The sequence below is a fragment of the Bradyrhizobium nivariense genome, assembly GCF_029846695.2.
Taxonomy (GTDB): Bacteria; Pseudomonadota; Alphaproteobacteria; order Rhizobiales; family Xanthobacteraceae; genus Bradyrhizobium.
This window is the reverse complement of record NZ_JARWCR020000014.1, coordinates 127,985-146,494: the sequence shown is the minus strand read 5'-3', so window position 1 is coordinate 146,494 and position 18,510 is coordinate 127,985. Positions and strand designations below refer to the sequence as shown.

Sequence of the window (18,510 nt, the reverse complement as noted above, 5' to 3'; positions counted from 1 at the left end):
CGGCCGATTTGGCCGGGCAGGGCGGCCTGTTGCGGCGGCATGGCTCGCAACGCTCATCCCTTCGAGTAGCGCTTTGATTGCGTGAAGCGCGGTGCAAGGTCACCGGGTTCAAATGCAGTCGTTGGATCTGGGTTCGCTTCAATTTTTCGGGCGGCTGACAATTTCAACTTAAGCTCGCATTCATTTCGTAATACACATTACGCATTGATTTTTTGCTTCTTAAGGCATTGCGCCATGGAATTGACCCCGAACAATTTGGACCAGCTTTCCGGCATTGCCCAATGCCTCGATGACCAATGGGCCCCGCCGGACATCGCCCAGGAAGCCGCGGAGAGTGCGAAGCCGCTCTCCGCCTACGCCAAGCGGATCCAGCCGGCGATGAAGACGGAGTTCTTCAAGGCGCTGCTCACGCTGCGTTCGGTGGTGGTCAATCGCGCGTACCTCCTCCACAATGAGGCGGTCAAGGTACTTTACCTCGGCGGAGGTTCGGAGCCGGAGTCATTTGAACGACTCGTGCAGGATCGCGCAATCATCCCTTTCCTCTACGACGAGCGGCAACTCTCGGACTTCAAGGGCACGGACCTGTCCCGCGACGTCGAGGATTACTGGATCAAGGCCGAGTCGAAAGACACGAACAAGCTGAGATTGAGCTGGGACGACAGGCGAAACGGGACCCTGATCACGGACCACATTTCCAAGCGCTTTGGAGGTTTCTTCAAGACGATCGACGACCTGAGGCCCGATCTCCTTCGCAAGGACTTCTCTCTTTCGATATTCGATGACGAGAGCATCAAGCAGATGCTCAAGAACATTCGCGATTTTGCCAATCGGGTGCAGGACGAGACCAGTCGCCCTGTCAAACGCAAGGAGATCTACCAAAAGTTCGTCTGCGTCGATGGCCTGCACAAGGATCACCTGGTTTTTGATCTCAAGAAGCCACTGGCCATGCAGATCAAGGCGCTCGCGGACCTCAAGTACAACGTCAATTTGCCGGATGTTCTCAACCGATACGTCGTCACGTCCCAGGGATCGACCAGCCGCGAGTGCTTGCAGGAGATCAAGGAACTCACGGAAGGCATCAAGGAGGTGGACGAGAAGGAGTTGCACGATCTCATGATGGCTGTTGCCGGGGTCGGTCTGGACATCGCCAGTCAAGCCGTTCAATTGACCGATATCGGTTCGGTAAGCCTGGACGACATCATAGCGGTCAGGAACGATCCGATATGGGCGTTGCATCACGAGATCGCTGTCGAGAATCTGCCGGACAACAAGCGGCCGATGTCGGAGCAGAAATTCGTTCAGGATCCATTGGAGTCTATTCGGCGCGTCTCCGGTTCGCTGGGGAACGTGGTTGGGCGTTTGGGCCAGATCCAGCGCGACAGTCGCCTCCGCGAAGCCACTGAGCGATGGGAGGTTCGACTGAGTGCGTTGGGCATTTTCGAGATGGTCGCCTCGGAAGCTGGGCATGCGTTTGGCTTGCCACATCTGCCCGAGGATCCGGTCAGCGAACACTCGCTGTCGCGAGGGATGGTGCCCCTCGTCGCTCACGCAGTTGTCTATCTTGAGGGAGGCGGGTTGAAATATGAAATGAAGCAGCCCGTATTCCAGGGTAAAATCTGGGCGGAAACCGCCGCAAAGATCGCTCGGGAGGTACGTAGCCGCCTGTCGTTCGAGGGGACCGAGATAGCGCCGTCGGGGGATCAATTGCGTCCCGATCAGCAGGGCGGCGGACTTGAGGTCAAGGATCGGGACGATTGAACTGCGGTGTAACCCCGGCAAAACCAGGCGCGGCACCGCAAGGCATCGCCGCCAAAACGATAAGAAGCGGCTCGACCGTGATCGCGGCTCACTGGCCGGCCGGTGGTAGCGGCAGGCCCATGTCAATCTTCATCTCTGACCAGGGAAAATAATGGTCGATCCAGTAGCCGGCATCGAGGCCTATCTCGACGTGCTCGCCAAGTACCCCCAATTGTTCGAGCCGCGCCGCTATCGCCGGCTTGTGCTCGACCGTGCTCGCCTGGAGAACTACGCGCGCGAGCATGGCGTCGCGCTCGGGCTTACCTTCTCAAATGACTACGTGCTTGTGCTCGTCGACCTGGTCGAGGTGGGCGAGGGCTGGGCCACGATCGTCCATCCCTATTTTCGGGTCGTCTCGCGCGGCCAACTGCTGGGAGGGCACAATGTCGTGGTCGTTGCCACGATCGCCGATCCGAAGCTGGGGAACGTCGGCGACATCGTGATGGTCGAGCAGGAGCGGCACGCGATCGGACGGCTTATGCTGGAACTGCCGCGCGGATTTGCCGAACCGGGCATCGGGCTGGAAGCAAATGCCTTGAAGGAATTGGTGGAGGAGACCGGCTACGTCGGTGTCGAGCCGCGGCTGATCGGGAGCGTCTTGACGGATACCGGCTTGATGGACAACGAAGTCCACATCGTGCATGCGTCGGTGATAGGCCGTCAGGAGCGGTTGCCCGAGATGCGCGAGGTCATAACCCGCACCCTGTTGATGCCGGCCGATGCGATCTGGTCGAAAATCCTGTCGGGTGAGATCAAGGACAGCTACACGCTCGAAGCGATCGGAATCTGGAGTAGGTTGTCGGCGCGCGGCATCTCGCCGTAGTATCGCCTACCGCCTCGCCACCAGCACACCCAGCAGGAACGCCACCATCAGCGACGGCAGCGGGGCCTCACGCACCATGCCGCGGACGATGTCCGGCCAGTGCTGGTCCGGGACGAGTTTTGGAGACCTGATTTCAGCTATCGGTGCCATGCCCCAGCTTGATGCGAGTTCGGCGATCTCGTTTGAGGCGAGTTGCGAGCCATCGCGGACGCGGAAGATGGCAGCATCGGAGCGCTCGCGCGGTGCAAGCGCCATCAGCGTCGCAATCGCCGTGCGCAACGTCATCTCGCCATAGCCTTGCAGCCTCACCGCCTCTTCGGGGTCGGACGTCATGCGAACTCATCCTTCATTGCGCAAAGTGGCGCGCGATGGTGAATGCCGCCGTCGCGCACAGGACCAGCGTGGACACAGCGCCGGCCACTCCGCGCGCGAGATGGGCTCGCGTCAGGTGCCTGGTCATGATTTTGCTCCATGCTCTCGATGGAAATGGCGGTGCGCGGCGTTGGTTCCTGTGCGACGCCGAATCGCCCTGTCCGGGCTACTTCCGCAGCAGCTCGCTCAGCGCCGCGGTCGCCTCGGCGCAGCGGATGTCGTCGATCTCGCGCGACAGGCTGAGCGCGCTCGATTTCAGTTCTTCGACCTTCCAGCCGTCCGGATGCTGGTTTTCGAGCTGACCGAGACGCTTGTTGAGATCGTCCAGTCTGGATTGGAGCTGCCCGACGCTGGCGGCGCCATTCACTTTCCAAAAGCGTTGTGCACGCATCGTCGTTCCCTTGGCTTGTCTCACGGCCTTGTGAGAGCGGTTCGTGGCCGGAATGGGAGTTTGTTTTGTCCGGCTTCAGACCGCGGGGAACCGTTGCAGATTAGTCACGAAAGTTCCTCGACTTCAGGTGATATCGAATTACCGCTGCACGAAGAGTCGAAGAGGCACGGAATTTGATTGTGCGCCATCGATAAGCCAACGAAGGAACGACGCGTGGCGAGATTTGTGACTATCGCGGCCGGCCAGCTCGGCCCTGTCGCGCGGACCGAGACCAGAACCGAGGTCGTGGCGCGCCTGATGGCCTTGATGCGCCAGGCGCACGCAAACGGCTGCGACCTGATCGTCTATCCCGAGCTCGCGCTGACCACGTTCTTCCCGCGCTGGTATTTCGACGATCAGGCCGAGATCGACAGCTTCTTCGAGCGCGAGATGCCGGGGCCGGAGACGAAGGGCCTGTTCGACCTCGCCCGCGAGCTCGGCATCGGATTTTATCTGGGCTATGCCGAGCTGACGGTCGAGGCCGGAATTGTCAGGCGCTACAACACCTCCATTCTGGTCGATAGAAGCGGTGCGATCGTCGCCAGATATCGCAAGGTCCATTTGCCCGGCCATGCCGAGCACGAGCCGTGGCGCGAATTCCAGCATCTGGAAAAACGCTATTTCGAACCCGGCGATGGCTTCGGGGTGACCGAGGCCCTTGGCGGCGTGATGGGGATGGCGATCTGCAACGATCGCCGCTGGAGCGAGACCTATCGGGTGATGGGCCTGCAGGGCGTCGAGCTGGTCATGATCGGCTACAACACGCCGGTGCACAATCCGCCCGCGCCCGAGCATGACGATCTCTCGCTGTTCCACAATCATCTGGTGATGCAGGCCGGCGCCTACCAGAACGGCACCTTCGTGGTCGGCGTCGCCAAGGCCGGCGTCGAGGAGGGCGTCGACCACATCGGCGGCAGCTGCATCATCGCGCCCTCCGGCGAGATCGTCGCGCGATGCACGACCAAGGGCGACGAGATCGCGCTGGCCCGCTGCGATCTCGATCTCTGCAATTCCTACAAGCGCACCACGTTCAATTTCGACGTTCACCGTCAGCCGCAGGCCTACGGGATGATCGTCGAGCGCAAGGGCGTGACGACGATGGCGGACGGAACGGCGGTGCGGCCGAAGAGGTGAGCTCCCGTAGCCTGGGTGAGCGCAGCGATACCCGGGACCGCTGCTGCGAGAGTCCCGGATGTCGCTTCGCTCATCCGGGAAGACCTTGCCGTCGGGCAAAACAGCCGGCGGGTGTCAATCCCATCGCGCGAAAATATTCCACTTTACCGAAATTCGGAAACGGCGTATGTGTCGCCCATCCCGGCTCATTCTTGAGGGGCGATCTTGTGGTCGTCATGTTCGCGAGCCGGGCTTGCGGTGGACGCGGCAGCGTTCGGGTGCGAGAGGCGTGGGTAGGGCGGATTGCTCTCCGTGAGCCCAAAGCTTCGTGCTAGATGAGCGGCGCTGTCAGGTTCGTCTCGTCTGTAAGTTTCCGGCTCCGTCGACAGGGCTGGAAAAACTGCGGCGAAATGGCGAGCCGTGCGTACGGCAAAACCGTGTGGTCCTGGCCGTCGTTGCTACGGTCAAGCCTTTGCGGATGCGGCATTCGCGTCAACCGGCGCGATGTCCGCGACTTCTGCGAAGGCGAGGGAGGCCAGAACGAACTCGGCTCCCGGGAGAGCACGGCATAAGCCGTAAAGCCACTGCGCAGGGAAGGCCGAGTGATTTGGCTACACCTGTATGCTGCTGTGCGGTTTTTCTGCGTGTGCTTTTGCGCAGCGGACCGCGGGTGCCAGCCGGCACCCGGCCTTCCCTGTGCCCTCTTGGATTTGAGGGTGGAGCGACCAAGCAAAGCTCGGGCGAAATGCGCCGCGAGGATGCGAAGCTGTGTCTGCGAATTGAAATGTGTGTCGGAGGACTGCGATGTCGCCCCTTGCTCCGTGGCGATGTTGCGGCAGTCAGGCGCGACAACCTCAAATGTCGTCCTGGCGAAGGCCAGGACCCATACCGCGAGGTCGATCGATTTGAGGCGGTATCAATCCCACCGAACGAATTTCCGCCAAACCCCTCCCTGGAGTAATGGGTCCTGGCCTTCGCCAGGACGACATCGGAGTTGGTCGCCATCAGTTTGACCCACGCTCCATCACAACCAAGTGTCTTTATTCGGAAACAATCATTCCCTATTATCCCGCAATGCAAAAGGCCGCCCGTAAATCCAAGCCCGCCGTCCGTCCGCCCGGACGTCCCCGGGAGTTCGACATGGACACTGCGCTCGACAGGGCCGTCCGGGTGTTTTGCGAGCGCGGTTATCATGCCACCTCGATCGGCGATCTCACCGCGGCGATGCGGCTGGCGACCGGCAGCGTCTACAAGGCGTTTCGCGACAAGCATGCGGTGTTTCTCGCCGCCTTCGAGCGCTACGCGGCGCTGCGCCAGGAGCAGACGCGCAGCGCCGCGGCGCAAGGCGCCAATGGCCGCGAGCGGCTGCGCAACATGCTGCTCTCGTATGTGGAGCACTCCCAGGGCAGCGACGGGCGGCGCGGCTGCCTCGTGGTCGGCAGCGCGGTCGAATTGTCCGCGGTCGATCCGGTGGTCGCCGCCCTCGTCAGCGCGCGGCTCGAGACCAACGAGGGCTTCATCGCCGGCCTCATTCGCGAGGGGCAGGCCGACGGCTCGATTCCCCGCCATGTCGCCGCCGACGACACCGCGCGCCTGATGATCTGCATCACACAGGGTCTGCGCGTCGTCGGCAAGGCGCGCCTTTCGCTCGACGGCAAGCGCCTGGTCGCCGTCGCGATGAAGCTGCTCGCCTGAATTTTTTGTCATATTAGGGAACAAGCGTTCCCTATAGTTCGGAGACCGTGTGAATGACGATGAATGCCACGATCGAGACCGCCCCCGGGCCGGATGCGGTGTCGCAGCGACTGACCTTCGTGCTTGCCGCGGCCTGCGGCATGGTCGCCGCCAACATCTATTACGCCCAGCCGCTGATCGCCCCGATCAGCGCCGCGCTCGGCCTGTCGCACGCGGCGGCGGGGCTGATCGTTACCATGACGCAGATCGGCTACGGCACCGGGCTGCTGCTGATCGTGCCGCTTGGCGACCTCGTCGAGAACCGCACCCTGATCTGCTCCGTCATCACGCTCGGCGCAGCAGCCCTGCTCGCCGCGGGGTTCGCGTCCCACGCGCTGCCGTTCCTGATCGCCGCGCTGTTCATCGGGCTCGGCTCGGTCGCCGTGCAGATCATCATTCCCTATGCGGCGCATCTCGCGCCGGAAGCCATCCGCGGCCGCGTCGTCGGCAACGTCTCGACCGGCCTGATGCTGGGCATCATGCTGGCGCGGCCGGTGTCGAGCTTCGTCACGGCAATGCTGTCGTGGCACGCGGTGTTCTTCTGCTCGGCAGCGCTGATGATCGCGCTCGCGGCCGTGCTCTGGATGACGCTGCCGAAGCGCAAGCCGGTCGCGCGCATGCATTATGGCGACTTGCTGCTGTCGATGCCGCATCTGGTGCGGACCACGCCGCTGCTGCGCCGCCGCGCGCTCTACCAGGCCAGCCTGTTCGGCGCCTTCAGCCTGTTCTGGACGGTGACGCCGCTGCTGCTCGCCAGCGAGTTCGGCTTCACCCAGCGCGGCATCGCGCTGTTCGCGCTCGCCGGTGTCGCCGGCGTGTTCGCGGCCCCGATCGCCGGACGGCTTGCCGATCGCGGCCATAGCCGCATGGCAACCCTGGTCGCGCTGCTGCTCGCGGCCGTGGGCTTCCTGATCACGCATATCGGCGCGGCCGGATCGGTGCTGAACCTCGCCTGCCTGGTCGTGGCTGCGATCGCGATCGATATTGGCGCGCAGGGCAATGTGGTGCTCGGCTTCCGCGCGATCTTCGCGCTGGGGCATGAGCACCGCAGCCGCCTCAACGGCCTCTATATGGCGACGTTCTTCACCGCGGGCGCGGCGGGCTCGGCGGTCGGCGCCTGGGCCTTTGCGCAAGGCGGCTGGACGCTCGCATCGGCCATTGGCCTCGCGCTGCCCGTTGCGGGCCTGGCCTATGCGGCGACCGAGTAGGGGCCGGGTGGCCGCAAATTGTGCGATGCGGCCCGTTTACCAAGGCCGTCCGGGCGGCAGTTTCCACCTCGCGGTTTCCCTGCCGCTGTAGTAGTTTGGTCGCAAGCGGGCCTGGTTAACGGGCGGCAGGGGGAGGCTGATGAGGCGTGCGGGGCTGTTTGGCGTACCGCGGGTACGACCATGGTCGTGGCAGGCGTTTCTGCTTGGATTCGTCGTTGTCGCAATGTCGGCTGCGCTCCAGGGCATCTGTGTCGCGCTCGGCGCAAAACTCTATTTCGCGACGTTCCTGCCCAGCCTGTTCGTGCTCGGCATTGTCGCCGGCGCGCCGGCGGCGGCGTTCGCCGCGCTGCTCACCATTCCGCTGGTGTGGTGGGCGTTCATGCCGCCCTTCTTCGAATTCAATTCGCTGACCAGTGCGCATGCCGATTCCATCAACCTGTTCTGCCTGCTCGCCGTGCTGGTGATCGGCCTTGCCGATCTCTGCCGCGAGACCATGGCGATCATCAGCCGCGGCGGGTTGAAGCCGCGGAGCGAGAGCGCGGCAACGAATTCGCAATAAATCGGCGTTGCACGGCCGCGCCCGTTGCGCGCGGGCAACAGTCCGTCAACCATTCGCGCGCTTGCCGCGCGGCGCTAACTTTTCGAAAAAGATTTGGCCGCAATTTCTCCCGCGGGAATGACGAGGGAGTTTTCGGACATGAACGGCCAAATAACCGGTCACGCCATCTTGGAGAACGTGCGCCGCTACCGCGGGATCGCATCGCTCTATCGCCAGACCGCTGCATTCCGCCCGGGCCAGAGCTGGTCGCTGCTCGAGCAGGCGAGGGATTGGGAAGCGCGGGCGCTGACGGAGCTGGAAGCCTATTTCGCCGCGCGTGCGGATTATGCCGCCCGGCTCGCGGCCTGATCGTTAGCCATCGGCGCGGCCTTGGACCGGCTCGCCGAACGCCCGGTCGTCGGGTGGTGCACGGCCACCACGGGGCGACTACGGAGTTATCTCGATGCCCGCATATGCTAGCAACGTCCGGACCGAGATATTCCGGGGCGAGCGATGACCACCTTCCACCGCATTTTCACGACCGAGCGCCTGCTCCAGATCATCGTCATTCTGGCGGCAACCATCGCGATGAAGCTGATGGGCTGAATGTCGGCGGGCTATCGCGCGCCGAGTTCGGGCACGTCGGGCAGGTAGTTCGACCCCTCCGAGCCGAGAAAATCGAACATCGCCTGCGCCGGCGGCAACAGCACCTTGTCGCTGCGGCGGATCACGTACCATTGCCGCACGATCGGCAGGCCCGCGACGTCGAGCACGATGAGCCGGCCCTCGGTGAGCTCGTGCGCGACGGTGTGGGCCGAGATGAAGGCGATGCCGAGCCCGGCGATGACGGCCTGCTTGATGGTCTCGTTGCTGCTCATCTCCATGCCGATCATCGGCTCGAGATCCGACTTCTGGAAGATGCCTTCCATCAGCGTCCGCGTGCCCGAGCCGGGCTCGCGGGTGAGGAAGGTCTCGTGCACGAGGTCGGTCAGGTTGAGGCCGGAATCCTTCTCCAGCCAGTGCCCCTTGCGCGCGACGATGATGTGCGGATTGCGCCCGAGCTGGCGGACGTCGACGCTGACGTCGGCCGGTGGCCGACCCATCACCGCGAAGTCGAGGTCGTAGCCGTGCATGGCTTCGCGGATCTCCTCGCGATTGCCGATGGTGAGCTTGATCTCGATCTTCGGATGCCGCTTCGAGAATGCCGCGATCGCGTGCGGCACGAAATATTTTGCGGTCGAGACCGCGCCGAGATGCACCGTGCCGCCGGTTCGCCCCGCAAGCAGGTCGAGCGCACCCTGGCAGTCGGCGATCGCGGCCTCGACGCGCTCGGCGAGCGCCAGCACCTCCTTACCCGCCTCCGTCAGCAGCATGCCGTCGCCGGTCCGCTGCACCAGCGGCAGGCCGGCGAGATCCTGAAGCTGGCGCAGCTGCTGGGTCACGGCCGGCTGCGTCAGGCCGAGCTGGCTCGAAGCGGCCGTGACGCTGCCCTTGGCCGAGAGCGCCGCGAGCGAGCGGAGCTGCCGGATCGTCAGATGCCGGAGCTGCGCCGCTGAATGGGCATTATAAGATAATTCTTTGGCACTCATTATGAATAGAAATTTTCCTTATTAAGCCGCCCCTGTCAATCTCATCGTTGTTGGCACTGACCGCACCGACCTCCAGCGGGGAGGGAACTGATGCGGCACCAGCACAGGGATGGACGCAGATGACCGGGCAACTCAGGCTGGACGACCACCTTCAACGGTATTCCGAGACGGCGCCGCATGCGCTGGCCGTGGCGGCCGCGGTCGACGCCATCGCGGCGGCCGCGATCGAGATCACCGATCTGATCGCCACTGGAGACCTGGCGGACGCATCGGGCCTGACCACCGGCCGCAATAGCGACGGTGATGTCCAGCGCGATCTCGACGTGCAGGCGGATGCGATCCTGCGCCGCTGTCTCAGCAAGCTGCCGGTCGCAGCGCTTGCGTCGGAGGAAATGCGCGAACCGCAGATCGGCGATCGCGAGGCCAAGATCTGCGTCGCGATCGATCCGCTCGACGGCTCCTCCAACATCGACATCAACATGACTGTCGGCACGATCTTCTCGATCCTGCCCGCGCCTGATGATCTCGCGCTCGCCTTCCATCAGCGCGGTTCGGCGCAGCTCGCGGCGGGGTTCGTCACCTACGGCCCGCAGACCTCGCTGGTGCTGACGCTCGGCGACGGCGTCGACATCTTCACGCTTGACCGCAAGTCCGGTTGCTTTCGTCTCGCGCGCAGCGCCGTGCAGATCTCCGAGACGTGCGAGGAGTTCGCGATCAACGCCTCGAACCGCCGGCATTGGGAACAGCCGGTGCGCGCCTTCGTCGACGAATGCCTCGCCGGTGTGGAAGGGCCGGCCAACCACAATTTCAACATGCGCTGGATCGGCTCGCTGGTTGCCGAGGCCTATCGCATCCTCACCCGCGGCGGCGTGTTCCTCTATCCCTCCGATGCACGGCCCGGCTATGGCGACGGCCGCTTGCGCCTCACTTATGAAGCGCACCCGATGGCTTACATCATCGAGCAGGCCGGCGGCTCGGCCTCGACCGGACGCGAGCGCATCCTCGACCTCTCAGCGCAAAGCCTGCACCAGCGCGTGCCGCTGATCATGGGCTCGAGCAACGAGGTGCAGCGCGTCGAGGAACTGCATTGCGATCCGTTGCTGGTTGCCAGCGTCTCCGCACCGCTGTTCGCGCGGCGCGGCTTCTTCCGGCTGTGAGCGAGGCATTCCATGTCCAGGAAGCATCCGATCATCTCCATCACCGGCTCCTCCGGCGCCGGCACCACCTCGGCCAAGAAGACCTTTGAGCAGATCTTCTTCCGCGAGAAGGTCAACGCCGCCTACATCGAAGGCGACGCCTTCCATCGCTACGATCGCGCGGAGATGCGCACGCAGATGGCCAAGGAGGCCGAACGCGGCAACCGGCATTTCAGCCATTTTAGCCCCGAGACCAATCTGTTCGAGGAGCTGGAGCGGGCGTTCCGCGACTATGGCGAGACCGGCACGGCGACGACGCGGCACTATGTCCACGACGCCGAGGAATCCGCGCTGCATGGCGCCGCACCCGGCACCTTCACCGAATGGAAACGGCTGCCGGAGAGCTCCGACCTGTTGTTCTACGAGGGCCTGCACGGCGCCGTCGTCACCGACAAGGTCAACGTCGCGCGTCATGCCGATCTCAAGATCGGCGTCGTGCCCGTCATCAATCTCGAATGGATCCAGAAGCTGCACCGCGACCGCAGTGCGCGAGGCTATTCGACCGAGGCCGTCACCGACACCGTTCTGCGGCGGATGCCGGATTACATCCACTACATCTGCCCGCAATTTTCCGAGACCGACATCAACTTCCAGCGGGTGCCGACGGTGGACACCTCCAATCCGTTCATCGCGCGCTGGATCCCGACGCCGGACGAATCGATGGTCGTGATCCGCTTCAAGAACCCGCGCGGCATCGACTTCCCCTATCTGCTCTCGATGCTGCCGCAAAGCTGGATGTCGCGCGCCAATTCGATCGTGTGCCCCGGCGCGAAGCTCGATCTTGCCATGCAGCTGATCCTGACGCCGCTGATCATGCAGCTCATCGAGCGCAAGCGAAACCTGAAGTGAACAAGGGGAGTATCCGATGAACATCTCGGTTCACGCCGACGCTGACCTCTCGGCGGTCGCGCATAGCGATCTCGCCAATGCAGTCCGCTTTCTCGCGGTCGATGCCATCGAGACCTCGCAGTCCGGCCATCCCGGCCTGCCCATGGGCATGGCCGATGTCGCGACCGTGTTGTTCTCGCGCTTCCTGAAATTCGACTCGGCTCACCCCAATTGGCCGGACCGCGATCGCTTCGTGCTGTCGGCGGGCCACGGCTCGATGCTGCTCTATGCACTGCTCCACCTCACCGGCGGCGACGTCAGTCTCGACGACATCAAGGCTTTCCGGCAATGGGGCTCCAAGACGCCGGGCCATCCGGAATATGGCCACACGCCGGGCGTCGAGACGACGACCGGTCCGCTGGGGCAGGGGATTGCGACCGCGGTCGGCATGGCGCTCGCCGAGCGCATGGCCAATGCGCGGCATGGCGAGGGCCTCGTCGATCACTTCACTTATGTGATCGCCGGCGACGGCTGTCTGATGGAAGGCATCAGCCAGGAAGCGATCTCGTTCGCCGGTCATCTGCAATTGTCCCGCCTGATCGTGCTGTTCGACGACAACGGCATATCCATTGACGGCCCGACCTCGCTCGCGACCTCCGACGACCAGCTCGCGCGCTTTGCTGCCTCCGGCTGGTCGGTGCGCCGTGTCGACGGGCACGATCCCGAAGCAGTTGCGCAGGCGATTGCTGAGGAGCGCGAGAGCGCAAAGCCGTCGCTGATCGCCTGCCGCACCATCATCGGCTATGGCGCGCCGGATCGTCAGGGCACCGAGAAGGCCCATGGCGCGCCGCTCGGCACAGAGCAGACGGTGGCGGCGCGGCGAACGCTCGGCTGGGACTATCAGCCCTTTGTGGTGCCTGTCACGATCCTGAAAGCATGGCGGATGATCGGGCAGCGCGGGCAGGTCGAGCGTCTCGCCTGGCTCGATCGCTATGAACGCGCGACGCCTGAGCAGCGCGATCTGTTCGTCGAGGGCAAGGCGGTTGCCCTGCCGAACGCCTATGCCCAGGCCTCGACGAAATTGCGCGAGCGCTTTGCCACCGAGCGTCCGAAGCTCGCGACGCGGCAGGCTTCGCAACAGGTGCTCGACGGCATCGCGGGGACGATTCCCGGATTTGTCGGTGGCTCGGCGGACCTGACGCATTCGAACCTGACGCATGCCAAGGCGCAGACCCCGGTCAAGCGCGACGCGTTCGCCGGCGATTACATCCATTACGGCATCCGCGAGCACGGCATGGCGGCCGCGATGAACGGCCTCGCGCTGCACGGCGGCTTCATTCCCTATGGCGGCACCTTCCTCGCCTTCTCCGATTACAGCCGGCCGGCAATCCGCCTTGCGGCCTTGATGCGGATCCGCGTCATTCATGTGATGACCCATGACTCCATCGGCCTGGGTGAGGACGGCCCCACGCACCAACCGGTCGAGCATCTCGCAGCGCTCCGCGTCATTCCGAACCTACTTGTTTTCCGGCCGGCCGACGCGGTTGAGACGCTGGAAGCATGGGACTGCGCGCTCCAAGCTGAAAATCGTCCCTCCGTGCTGTGTCTGTCCCGTCAGGCGCTGCCGACCTTCCGCAGCGATGTCCGCGGTAGAAACCGCGTCGCACGGGGCGCCTATCTCATCGTTTCGCCGGACGGCGGCCGCGACGTGACGCTCATCGCAACGGGCTCGGAAGTGTCTATTGCGCTGGAAGCCGCCCGCCTGCTCGCCACCGAGCACGTCCGCGCGGCCGTGGTCTCCGCGCCCTGCTTCGCGTTGTTCGAGGAGCAGCCGGAGGACTACCGCGCTGCCGTGCTCGGCACTGCGCCACGGATCGGCATCGAGGCGGCAGTCGCCGGCGATTGGCATCGCTGGATCGGCACTGAGGGCGAATTCGTCGGCATGCGCGGCTTCGGTGCCTCGGCGCCTGCACCCGTGCTCTACCGCGAATTCGGCATCACGCCCCAAAGCACTGCGGAAGCCGCCCGGCGGGCGATTGCCCGCGCCGGCAAGCATTAACAGGAGGAATTGTCGTGGCCCGTATCACCCTTCGCCAACTGCTCGATCACGCCGCCGACCACGGCTACGCCGTGCCGGCGTTCAACATCAACAACATGGAGCAGGGCATTGCGATCATGCAGGCGGCGGCCGAGGTCGATGCGCCCGTCATCATCCAGGCTTCACGCGGCGCGCGCAGCTATGCCGGCGACCTCATGCTCTCGCACATGATCGACGCGCTGGAGCGGACCTATCCGGACATCCCGCTCTGTATGCACCAGGACCATGGCAACGACGAAGCGACCTGCGCGTCCGCGATCGCCCATGGTTTCACCTCGGTGATGATGGACGGCTCGCTCAAGGCCGACGCCAAGACCGCGGCCGATTACGACTACAACGTTGCGATCACCCGCCGCGTTGTCGATCTCGCGCATTGGGTCGGTGCCTCCGTCGAAGGCGAGCTCGGTGTGCTCGGCTCGCTCGAGCATGGCGGCGGCGAGCAGGAGGATGGTCACGGCGTCGAGGGAAAGGTCAGTCACGACCAGTTGCTGACTGATCCCGACCAGGCGGTCGACTTCGTCCGCGCCACCAAGGTCGATGCGCTCGCGATCGCGATGGGCACGTCGCATGGTGCCTACAAGTTCAGCCGGAAGCCGGATGGCGACATTCTGGCGATGCGGGTGGTCGAGGAGATTCATCGCCGGCTGCCGAACACGCATCTCGTGATGCATGGCTCCTCGTCGGTGCCGCAGCCGCTCCAGGACATGTTCAACCAGTTCGGCGGCCAGATGCCGCAGACCTGGGGCGTGCCGGTCGAGGAGATCGTCCGCGGCATCAAGAGCGGCGTGCGCAAGGTCAATATCGACACCGATTGTCGCCTCGCGATGACCGCGGTGTTCCGCAAGGTTGCCGCGCAAACGCGCTCGGAGTTCGATCCGCGCAAATTCCTCAAGCCCGCGATGGATGCGATGCGCGAGCTCTGCCGCGAGCGCTTCGAGCAGTTCGGCACCGCAGGCCACGCAAGCCAGATCAAGGTCGTTCCCTTGAGCGAGATGGCGCGGCGCTACCGCGCCGGCGAACTCGATCCGCGCGTCGACGCCCGCGAGCCCGTCGCGGCCTAATCATTCAGAGAGAGAAGAGCAGGAGAGAGCCATGAATGCACACGCAGGAACCGTCCGCGGCAAGGAAAGATATCGTTCGGGCGTGATGGAATACAAGCGCATGGGCTATTGGGAGCCCGACTATGTGCCAAAGGACACCGACGTCATCGCGCTCTTCCGTGTCACGCCGCAGGAGGGCGTCGACCCGATCGAGGCGTCGGCCGCAGTTGCCGGTGAATCCTCGACGGCGACCTGGACGGTGGTGTGGACCGATCGGCTGACCGCCGCCGAGAAGTATCGCGCGAAATGCTACCGCGTCGATCCGGTGCCGGGCACGCCAGGCTCGTATTTCGCCTACATCGCCTATGACCTCGACCTGTTCGAGCCGGGCTCGATCGCCAACCTGTCGGCCTCGATCATCGGTAACGTGTTCGGCTTCAAGCCGTTGAAGGCGTTGCGGCTGGAGGACATGCGTTTCCCGGTCGCTTATGTGAAGACGTTCCAGGGACCGGCGACGGGTATCGTGGTCGAGCGCGAGCGGCTCGACAAGTTCGGCCGGCCGCTGCTGGGCGCAACCGTGAAGCCGAAGCTCGGGCTTTCGGGCCGCAATTACGGCCGCGTCGTCTACGAAGCGCTCAAAGGCGGGCTCGACTTCACCAAGGACGACGAGAACATCAACTCGCAGCCCTTCATGCACTGGCGCGACCGCTTCCTCTATTGCATGGAGGCGGTGAACCGCGCACAGGCGGCCTCCGGTGAGGCGAAGGGCACCTACCTGAACATCACCGCGGGGACGATGGAGGACATGTACGAGCGCGCCGAGTTCGCGAAGGAGCTCGGGTCGTGCATCGTCATGATCGACCTCGTGATCGGCTACACCGCGATCCAGTCCATGGCGAAATGGGCGCGGCGCAATGACATGATCCTGCATCTGCACCGCGCCGGTCACTCGACCTATACGCGGCAGAAGAGCCACGGCGTGTCGTTCCGCGTCATCGCCAAGTGGATGCGGCTCGCCGGCGTCGACCACATCCATGCCGGCACGGTGGTCGGCAAGCTCGAAGGCGATCCCAACACCACGCGCGGCTATTACGATGTCTGCCGCGAAGACTTCAACCCGACCAGGCTCGAACATGGCCTGTTCTTCGACCAGTCCTGGGCGAGCCTGAACAAGATGATGCCGGTCGCTTCCGGCGGCATCCATGCCGGGCAGATGCACCAGCTGCTCGACCTGCTCGGCGAGGACGTCGTGCTGCAATTCGGCGGCGGCACCATCGGCCATCCCATGGGCATCGCGGCCGGCGCGATCGCCAACCGCGTGGCGCTGGAAGCGATGATCCTCGCCCGCAACGAGGGCCGTGACTACGTCCATGAAGGTCCGGAGATCCTGGCCAGGGCGGCCGAGACCTGCACGCCGCTGAAAGCTGCGCTCGAGGTCTGGAAGGACGTCACCTTCAACTATGAATCCACCGACACGCCGGACTTCGTGCCGACCGCGCTCGAAACCGTTTGAGGAGATTTGACATGAAGCTGACCCAAGGCTGTTTCTCGTTCCTGCCCGATCTGACCGACGATCAGATCACCAAGCAGGTGCAGTATTGTCTCACCAAAGGTTGGGCGGTGAACATCGAGTTCACCGACGATCCGCATCCTCGCAACACCTATTGGGAGATGTGGGGCCTGCCGATGTTCGATCTCCAGGACGCCGCCGGCGTGATGATGGAGCTCGCCGAATGCCGCAGAGTGTATGGCGACCGCTACATCCGCCTCAGCGGCTTCGACTCCAGCCATGGTTGGGAATCGGTGCGGATCTCGTTCATCGTCAACCGGCCGCCGCAGGAGGCCGAGTTCGATCTGGTGCGGCAGGAGGTGGGGGGGCGTGCGATCCGCTACACCACCGTGCGCCGGCAGCCCGCGCACGCGCCAACCTAAGTCATCCTCCTCCGCGCGGAGCACTCCCTGCTCCGTTTCCTTGGCGGACCACTGCTTCGCCGCTCCCTCGCGGCGAAGCCCTTTTCTTCGAGGTGCCGATGCTGGATGTTCCCCACGCAATGACCACTGCGCCCGGCGAGACCAATTTCGATCTCCGCAAGGAGGCCGAAGCGGCCGGCATCACCGACACGCTGCAACAGCTCGAGCGCGAGCTGATCGGATTGAAGCCGGTGAAGAACCGCGTGCGCCAGATCGCGTCGCTCTTGTTGATCGAACGCATCCGGCAGCGTGCGGGATTGGCGTCGTCGCCGCCGACGCTGCACATGTCGTTTACCGGCAATCCCGGCACCGGCAAGACGACCGTCGCGCTGCGCATGGCAAAGATCCTGCACGGCCTCGGCTTCGTGCGGCGCGGGCAGGTGATCTCGGTGACGCGCGACGATCTCGTCGGCCAGTATATCGGCCACACCGCGCCGAAGACCAAAGAGATCCTGAAGAAGGCGATGGGCGGCGTGTTGTTCATCGACGAGGCCTATTATCTGCACCGGCCGGATAACGAGCGCGACTACGGCCAGGAGGCGATCGAGATTCTGCTCCAGGTGATGGAGAACCAGCGCGAGGACCTCGTCGTCATCCTTGCCGGCTATGGCGAGCGGATGACGAACTTCTTCGCCTCCAATCCCGGGTTCCGCTCGCGGATCGCGCACCACATCGAATTCCCGGACTATGCGGAAGCCGAGCTGCTCGTCATCGCCGAGCTTATGCTGACGGAGCGGGGCTATCGCTTCTCGGCGGCGGCGCGCGAGGCCTTCGAGAAGTACGTCGCGCTGCGCCGGACCCAGCCGTTCTTCTCAAATGCGCGCTCGATCCGCAACGCCGTCGACCGCATCCGCCTGCGGCAGGCCGATCGCCTAGTGTCCGATCTCGACCGCACGCTCGATATCGCCGACCTCGAAACGATCGATCCCATCGACGTCCTGGCGAGCCGCGTTTTCAGCGGCGGTGCAGACACGCAGAGGAGTGCGAAACCATGACGAGAGAAATCCTCATCGCGCCTTCGATCCTGGCTGCAGATTTTGCGCGCCTCGGCGAGGAGATCGCGGCGATCGACGCGGCGGGTGCCGACTGGATTCATTGCGACGTCATGGACGGGCATTTCGTCCCGAACATCAGCTATGGCGCCGACGTCATCAAGGCGATCCGGCCGCTGACGAAGAAAATGTTCGACGTGCATCTCATGATCGCGCCCGCCGATCCTTATCTCGAAGCATTCGCGAAGGCCGGAGCGGATGTCATCACGGTGCATGCCGAAGCCGGTGTCCATCTCGACCGCTCGCTTCAGGCCATCCGCGCGCTCGGCAAGAAAGCCGGTGTCAGCCTGTGTCCCGCTACTTCCGAAAGCGCGATCGAATATGTGCTCGATCGTCTCGACCTCGTACTGGTGATGACGGTCAATCCGGGCTTTGGCGGCCAGTCCTTTCTCGAGTCCCAGCTCGAGAAGATCAGGCGCATTCGAAGCATGATCGGCGACCGGCCGATCCGGCTCGAGGTGGACGGCGGCATCACGCGCGACAACGCCGCTGCCGTGGCCGCTGCAGGTGCCGATACGCTTGTGGCGGGTTCCGCCGTGTTTCGCGGCAAGAGCAGCGCGGACTATGCCGCGAATATCGCGGCCATTCGCGTCGCGGCGGAGGCCGGCAGAGTTCCAAAGTTGCAAGATGTTTCCGGGAGGCCGACGCGTCTCGGCGAGACCGCGCTCATCCGATCGAGCGCTATCTCGACCTCGTCGGCGTGACCGTGGAGCGGCGCCTC

General features: G+C 64.0%; 18 protein-coding genes. 15 read left to right on the top strand and 3 right to left on the bottom strand.

Going from position 1 to position 18,510, the window contains the following annotated elements; all coding sequences use genetic code 11:
- Nucleotides 1-234 precede the first annotated feature (234 nt).
- Nucleotides 235-1,758, top strand: coding sequence for a hypothetical protein (locus QCM77_RS14470; protein ID WP_279683995.1), 1,524 nt, complete (start codon nt 235-237; stop codon nt 1,756-1,758).
- A 151-nt stretch (nt 1,759-1,909) separates the two neighbouring features.
- A complete protein-coding gene (locus tag QCM77_RS14465) occupies nt 1,910-2,620 on the top strand; it encodes an NUDIX hydrolase (protein WP_279683994.1) in 711 nt (236 codons plus the stop codon).
- A 6-nt stretch (nt 2,621-2,626) separates the two neighbouring features.
- Here QCM77_RS14465 and QCM77_RS14460 read toward each other — a convergent pair whose 3' ends face one another.
- Both QCM77_RS14460 and QCM77_RS14455 read right to left on the bottom strand, forming a co-directional pair.
- Nucleotides 2,627-2,953 carry a hypothetical protein gene (locus QCM77_RS14460; protein WP_279683993.1) on the bottom strand — a complete coding sequence of 109 codons (327 nt, stop codon included), beginning with the start codon at nt 2,951-2,953 and terminating at the stop codon, nt 2,627-2,629.
- Between the two features lie 205 nt (nt 2,954-3,158).
- Nucleotides 3,159-3,383 carry a hypothetical protein gene (locus QCM77_RS14455; protein ID WP_279683992.1) on the bottom strand — a complete coding sequence of 75 codons (225 nt, stop codon included), beginning with the start codon at nt 3,381-3,383 and terminating at the stop codon, nt 3,159-3,161.
- A 213-nt stretch (nt 3,384-3,596) separates the two neighbouring features.
- Here QCM77_RS14455 and QCM77_RS14450 point away from each other — a divergent pair, with 213 nt between their 5' ends.
- From QCM77_RS14450 to QCM77_RS14430, 5 genes are all read left to right on the top strand, one after another.
- Complete coding sequence (locus QCM77_RS14450) at nt 3,597-4,556, top strand: N-carbamoyl-D-amino-acid hydrolase (RefSeq protein ID WP_279683991.1); 960 nt, start codon at nt 3,597-3,599, stop codon at nt 4,554-4,556.
- A gap of 1,053 nt (nt 4,557-5,609) precedes the next feature.
- The gene (locus tag QCM77_RS14445; RefSeq protein WP_462804320.1) at nt 5,610-6,230 is read left to right on the top strand and encodes a TetR/AcrR family transcriptional regulator; all 621 of its coding nucleotides are present in this window, start codon (nt 5,610-5,612) and stop codon (nt 6,228-6,230) included.
- A gap of 53 nt (nt 6,231-6,283) precedes the next feature.
- Nucleotides 6,284-7,477, top strand: coding sequence for an MFS transporter (locus tag QCM77_RS14440; RefSeq protein WP_279683989.1), 1,194 nt, complete (start codon nt 6,284-6,286; stop codon nt 7,475-7,477).
- Between the two features lie 139 nt (nt 7,478-7,616).
- Nucleotides 7,617-8,036 carry a DUF4118 domain-containing protein gene (locus QCM77_RS14435; protein WP_279683988.1) on the top strand — a complete coding sequence of 140 codons (420 nt, stop codon included), beginning with the start codon at nt 7,617-7,619 and terminating at the stop codon, nt 8,034-8,036.
- Between the two features lie 138 nt (nt 8,037-8,174).
- A complete protein-coding gene (locus QCM77_RS14430; RefSeq protein WP_279683987.1) occupies nt 8,175-8,384 on the top strand; it encodes a hypothetical protein in 210 nt (69 codons plus the stop codon).
- A 248-nt stretch (nt 8,385-8,632) separates the two neighbouring features.
- Here the strand turns inward: QCM77_RS14430 and QCM77_RS14425 are convergent, their stop codons facing one another.
- A complete protein-coding gene (locus tag QCM77_RS14425; protein WP_279683986.1) occupies nt 8,633-9,604 on the bottom strand; it encodes a LysR family transcriptional regulator in 972 nt (323 codons plus the stop codon).
- Between the two features lie 119 nt (nt 9,605-9,723).
- Here QCM77_RS14425 and QCM77_RS14420 point away from each other — a divergent pair, with 119 nt between their 5' ends.
- The 8 genes from QCM77_RS14420 to rpe all read left to right on the top strand — a co-directional run bounded on the left by QCM77_RS14420 (nt 9,724) and on the right by rpe (nt 18,493).
- Complete coding sequence (locus tag QCM77_RS14420; RefSeq protein ID WP_279664162.1) at nt 9,724-10,761, top strand: class 1 fructose-bisphosphatase; 1,038 nt, start codon at nt 9,724-9,726, stop codon at nt 10,759-10,761.
- A gap of 12 nt (nt 10,762-10,773) precedes the next feature.
- Complete coding sequence (locus tag QCM77_RS14415) at nt 10,774-11,649, top strand: phosphoribulokinase (RefSeq protein ID WP_279683985.1); 876 nt, start codon at nt 10,774-10,776, stop codon at nt 11,647-11,649.
- A 16-nt stretch (nt 11,650-11,665) separates the two neighbouring features.
- A complete protein-coding gene (gene tkt / locus QCM77_RS14410; protein ID WP_279683984.1) occupies nt 11,666-13,687 on the top strand; it encodes a transketolase in 2,022 nt (673 codons plus the stop codon).
- A 14-nt stretch (nt 13,688-13,701) separates the two neighbouring features.
- The gene (gene fba, locus QCM77_RS14405) at nt 13,702-14,787 is read left to right on the top strand and encodes a class II fructose-bisphosphate aldolase (RefSeq protein WP_279664157.1); all 1,086 of its coding nucleotides are present in this window, start codon (nt 13,702-13,704) and stop codon (nt 14,785-14,787) included.
- 31 nt (nt 14,788-14,818) lie between these two features.
- On the top strand, nt 14,819-16,279 hold the full coding sequence (locus QCM77_RS14400) for a form I ribulose bisphosphate carboxylase large subunit (protein WP_279664155.1): 1,461 nt from the start codon (nt 14,819-14,821) through the stop codon (nt 16,277-16,279).
- Nucleotides 16,280-16,290: 11 nt separating this feature from the next.
- Nucleotides 16,291-16,698, top strand: a complete 408-nt coding sequence (locus QCM77_RS14395; RefSeq protein WP_279664154.1) for a ribulose bisphosphate carboxylase small subunit — start codon at nt 16,291-16,293, stop codon at nt 16,696-16,698.
- A 98-nt stretch (nt 16,699-16,796) separates the two neighbouring features.
- Entirely contained in the window at nt 16,797-17,732 is a 936-nt protein-coding gene (gene cbbX, locus QCM77_RS14390; RefSeq protein ID WP_279664153.1) for a CbbX protein, read from the top strand.
- The gene (rpe, locus tag QCM77_RS14385) at nt 17,729-18,493 is read left to right on the top strand and encodes a ribulose-phosphate 3-epimerase (protein WP_279664151.1); all 765 of its coding nucleotides are present in this window, start codon (nt 17,729-17,731) and stop codon (nt 18,491-18,493) included. The genes cbbX and rpe overlap by 4 nt, the downstream gene beginning before the upstream one ends.
- Nucleotides 18,494-18,510: the final 17 nt, after the last annotated feature.

Excerpts from the sequence above, each read along its gene's own strand:
- QCM77_RS14470 (WP_279683995.1), top strand. The coding sequence starts at position 235 with ATGGAATTGACCCCGAACAATTTGGACCAGCTTTCCGGCATTGCCCAA.
- QCM77_RS14465 (WP_279683994.1), top strand. The coding sequence starts at position 1,910 with ATGGTCGATCCAGTAGCCGGCATCGAGGCCTATCTCGACGTGCTCGCC.
- QCM77_RS14460 (WP_279683993.1), bottom strand. The coding sequence starts at position 2,953 with ATGACGTCCGACCCCGAAGAGGCGGTGAGGCTGCAAGGCTATGGCGAG.
- QCM77_RS14455 (WP_279683992.1), bottom strand. The coding sequence starts at position 3,383 with ATGCGTGCACAACGCTTTTGGAAAGTGAATGGCGCCGCCAGCGTCGGG.
- QCM77_RS14445 (WP_462804320.1), top strand. The coding sequence starts at position 5,610 with ATGCAAAAGGCCGCCCGTAAATCCAAGCCCGCCGTCCGTCCGCCCGGA.
- QCM77_RS14440 (WP_279683989.1), top strand. The coding sequence starts at position 6,284 with ATGACGATGAATGCCACGATCGAGACCGCCCCCGGGCCGGATGCGGTG.
- QCM77_RS14435 (WP_279683988.1), top strand. The coding sequence starts at position 7,617 with ATGAGGCGTGCGGGGCTGTTTGGCGTACCGCGGGTACGACCATGGTCG.
- QCM77_RS14430 (WP_279683987.1), top strand. The coding sequence starts at position 8,175 with ATGAACGGCCAAATAACCGGTCACGCCATCTTGGAGAACGTGCGCCGC.
- QCM77_RS14425 (WP_279683986.1), bottom strand. The coding sequence starts at position 9,604 with ATGAGTGCCAAAGAATTATCTTATAATGCCCATTCAGCGGCGCAGCTC.
- QCM77_RS14420 (WP_279664162.1), top strand. The coding sequence starts at position 9,724 with ATGACCGGGCAACTCAGGCTGGACGACCACCTTCAACGGTATTCCGAG.
- QCM77_RS14415 (WP_279683985.1), top strand. The coding sequence starts at position 10,774 with ATGTCCAGGAAGCATCCGATCATCTCCATCACCGGCTCCTCCGGCGCC.
- tkt (WP_279683984.1), top strand. The coding sequence starts at position 11,666 with ATGAACATCTCGGTTCACGCCGACGCTGACCTCTCGGCGGTCGCGCAT.
- QCM77_RS14400 (WP_279664155.1), top strand. The coding sequence starts at position 14,819 with ATGAATGCACACGCAGGAACCGTCCGCGGCAAGGAAAGATATCGTTCG.
- QCM77_RS14395 (WP_279664154.1), top strand. The coding sequence starts at position 16,291 with ATGAAGCTGACCCAAGGCTGTTTCTCGTTCCTGCCCGATCTGACCGAC.
- cbbX (WP_279664153.1), top strand. The coding sequence starts at position 16,797 with ATGCTGGATGTTCCCCACGCAATGACCACTGCGCCCGGCGAGACCAAT.
- rpe (WP_279664151.1), top strand. The coding sequence starts at position 17,729 with ATGACGAGAGAAATCCTCATCGCGCCTTCGATCCTGGCTGCAGATTTT.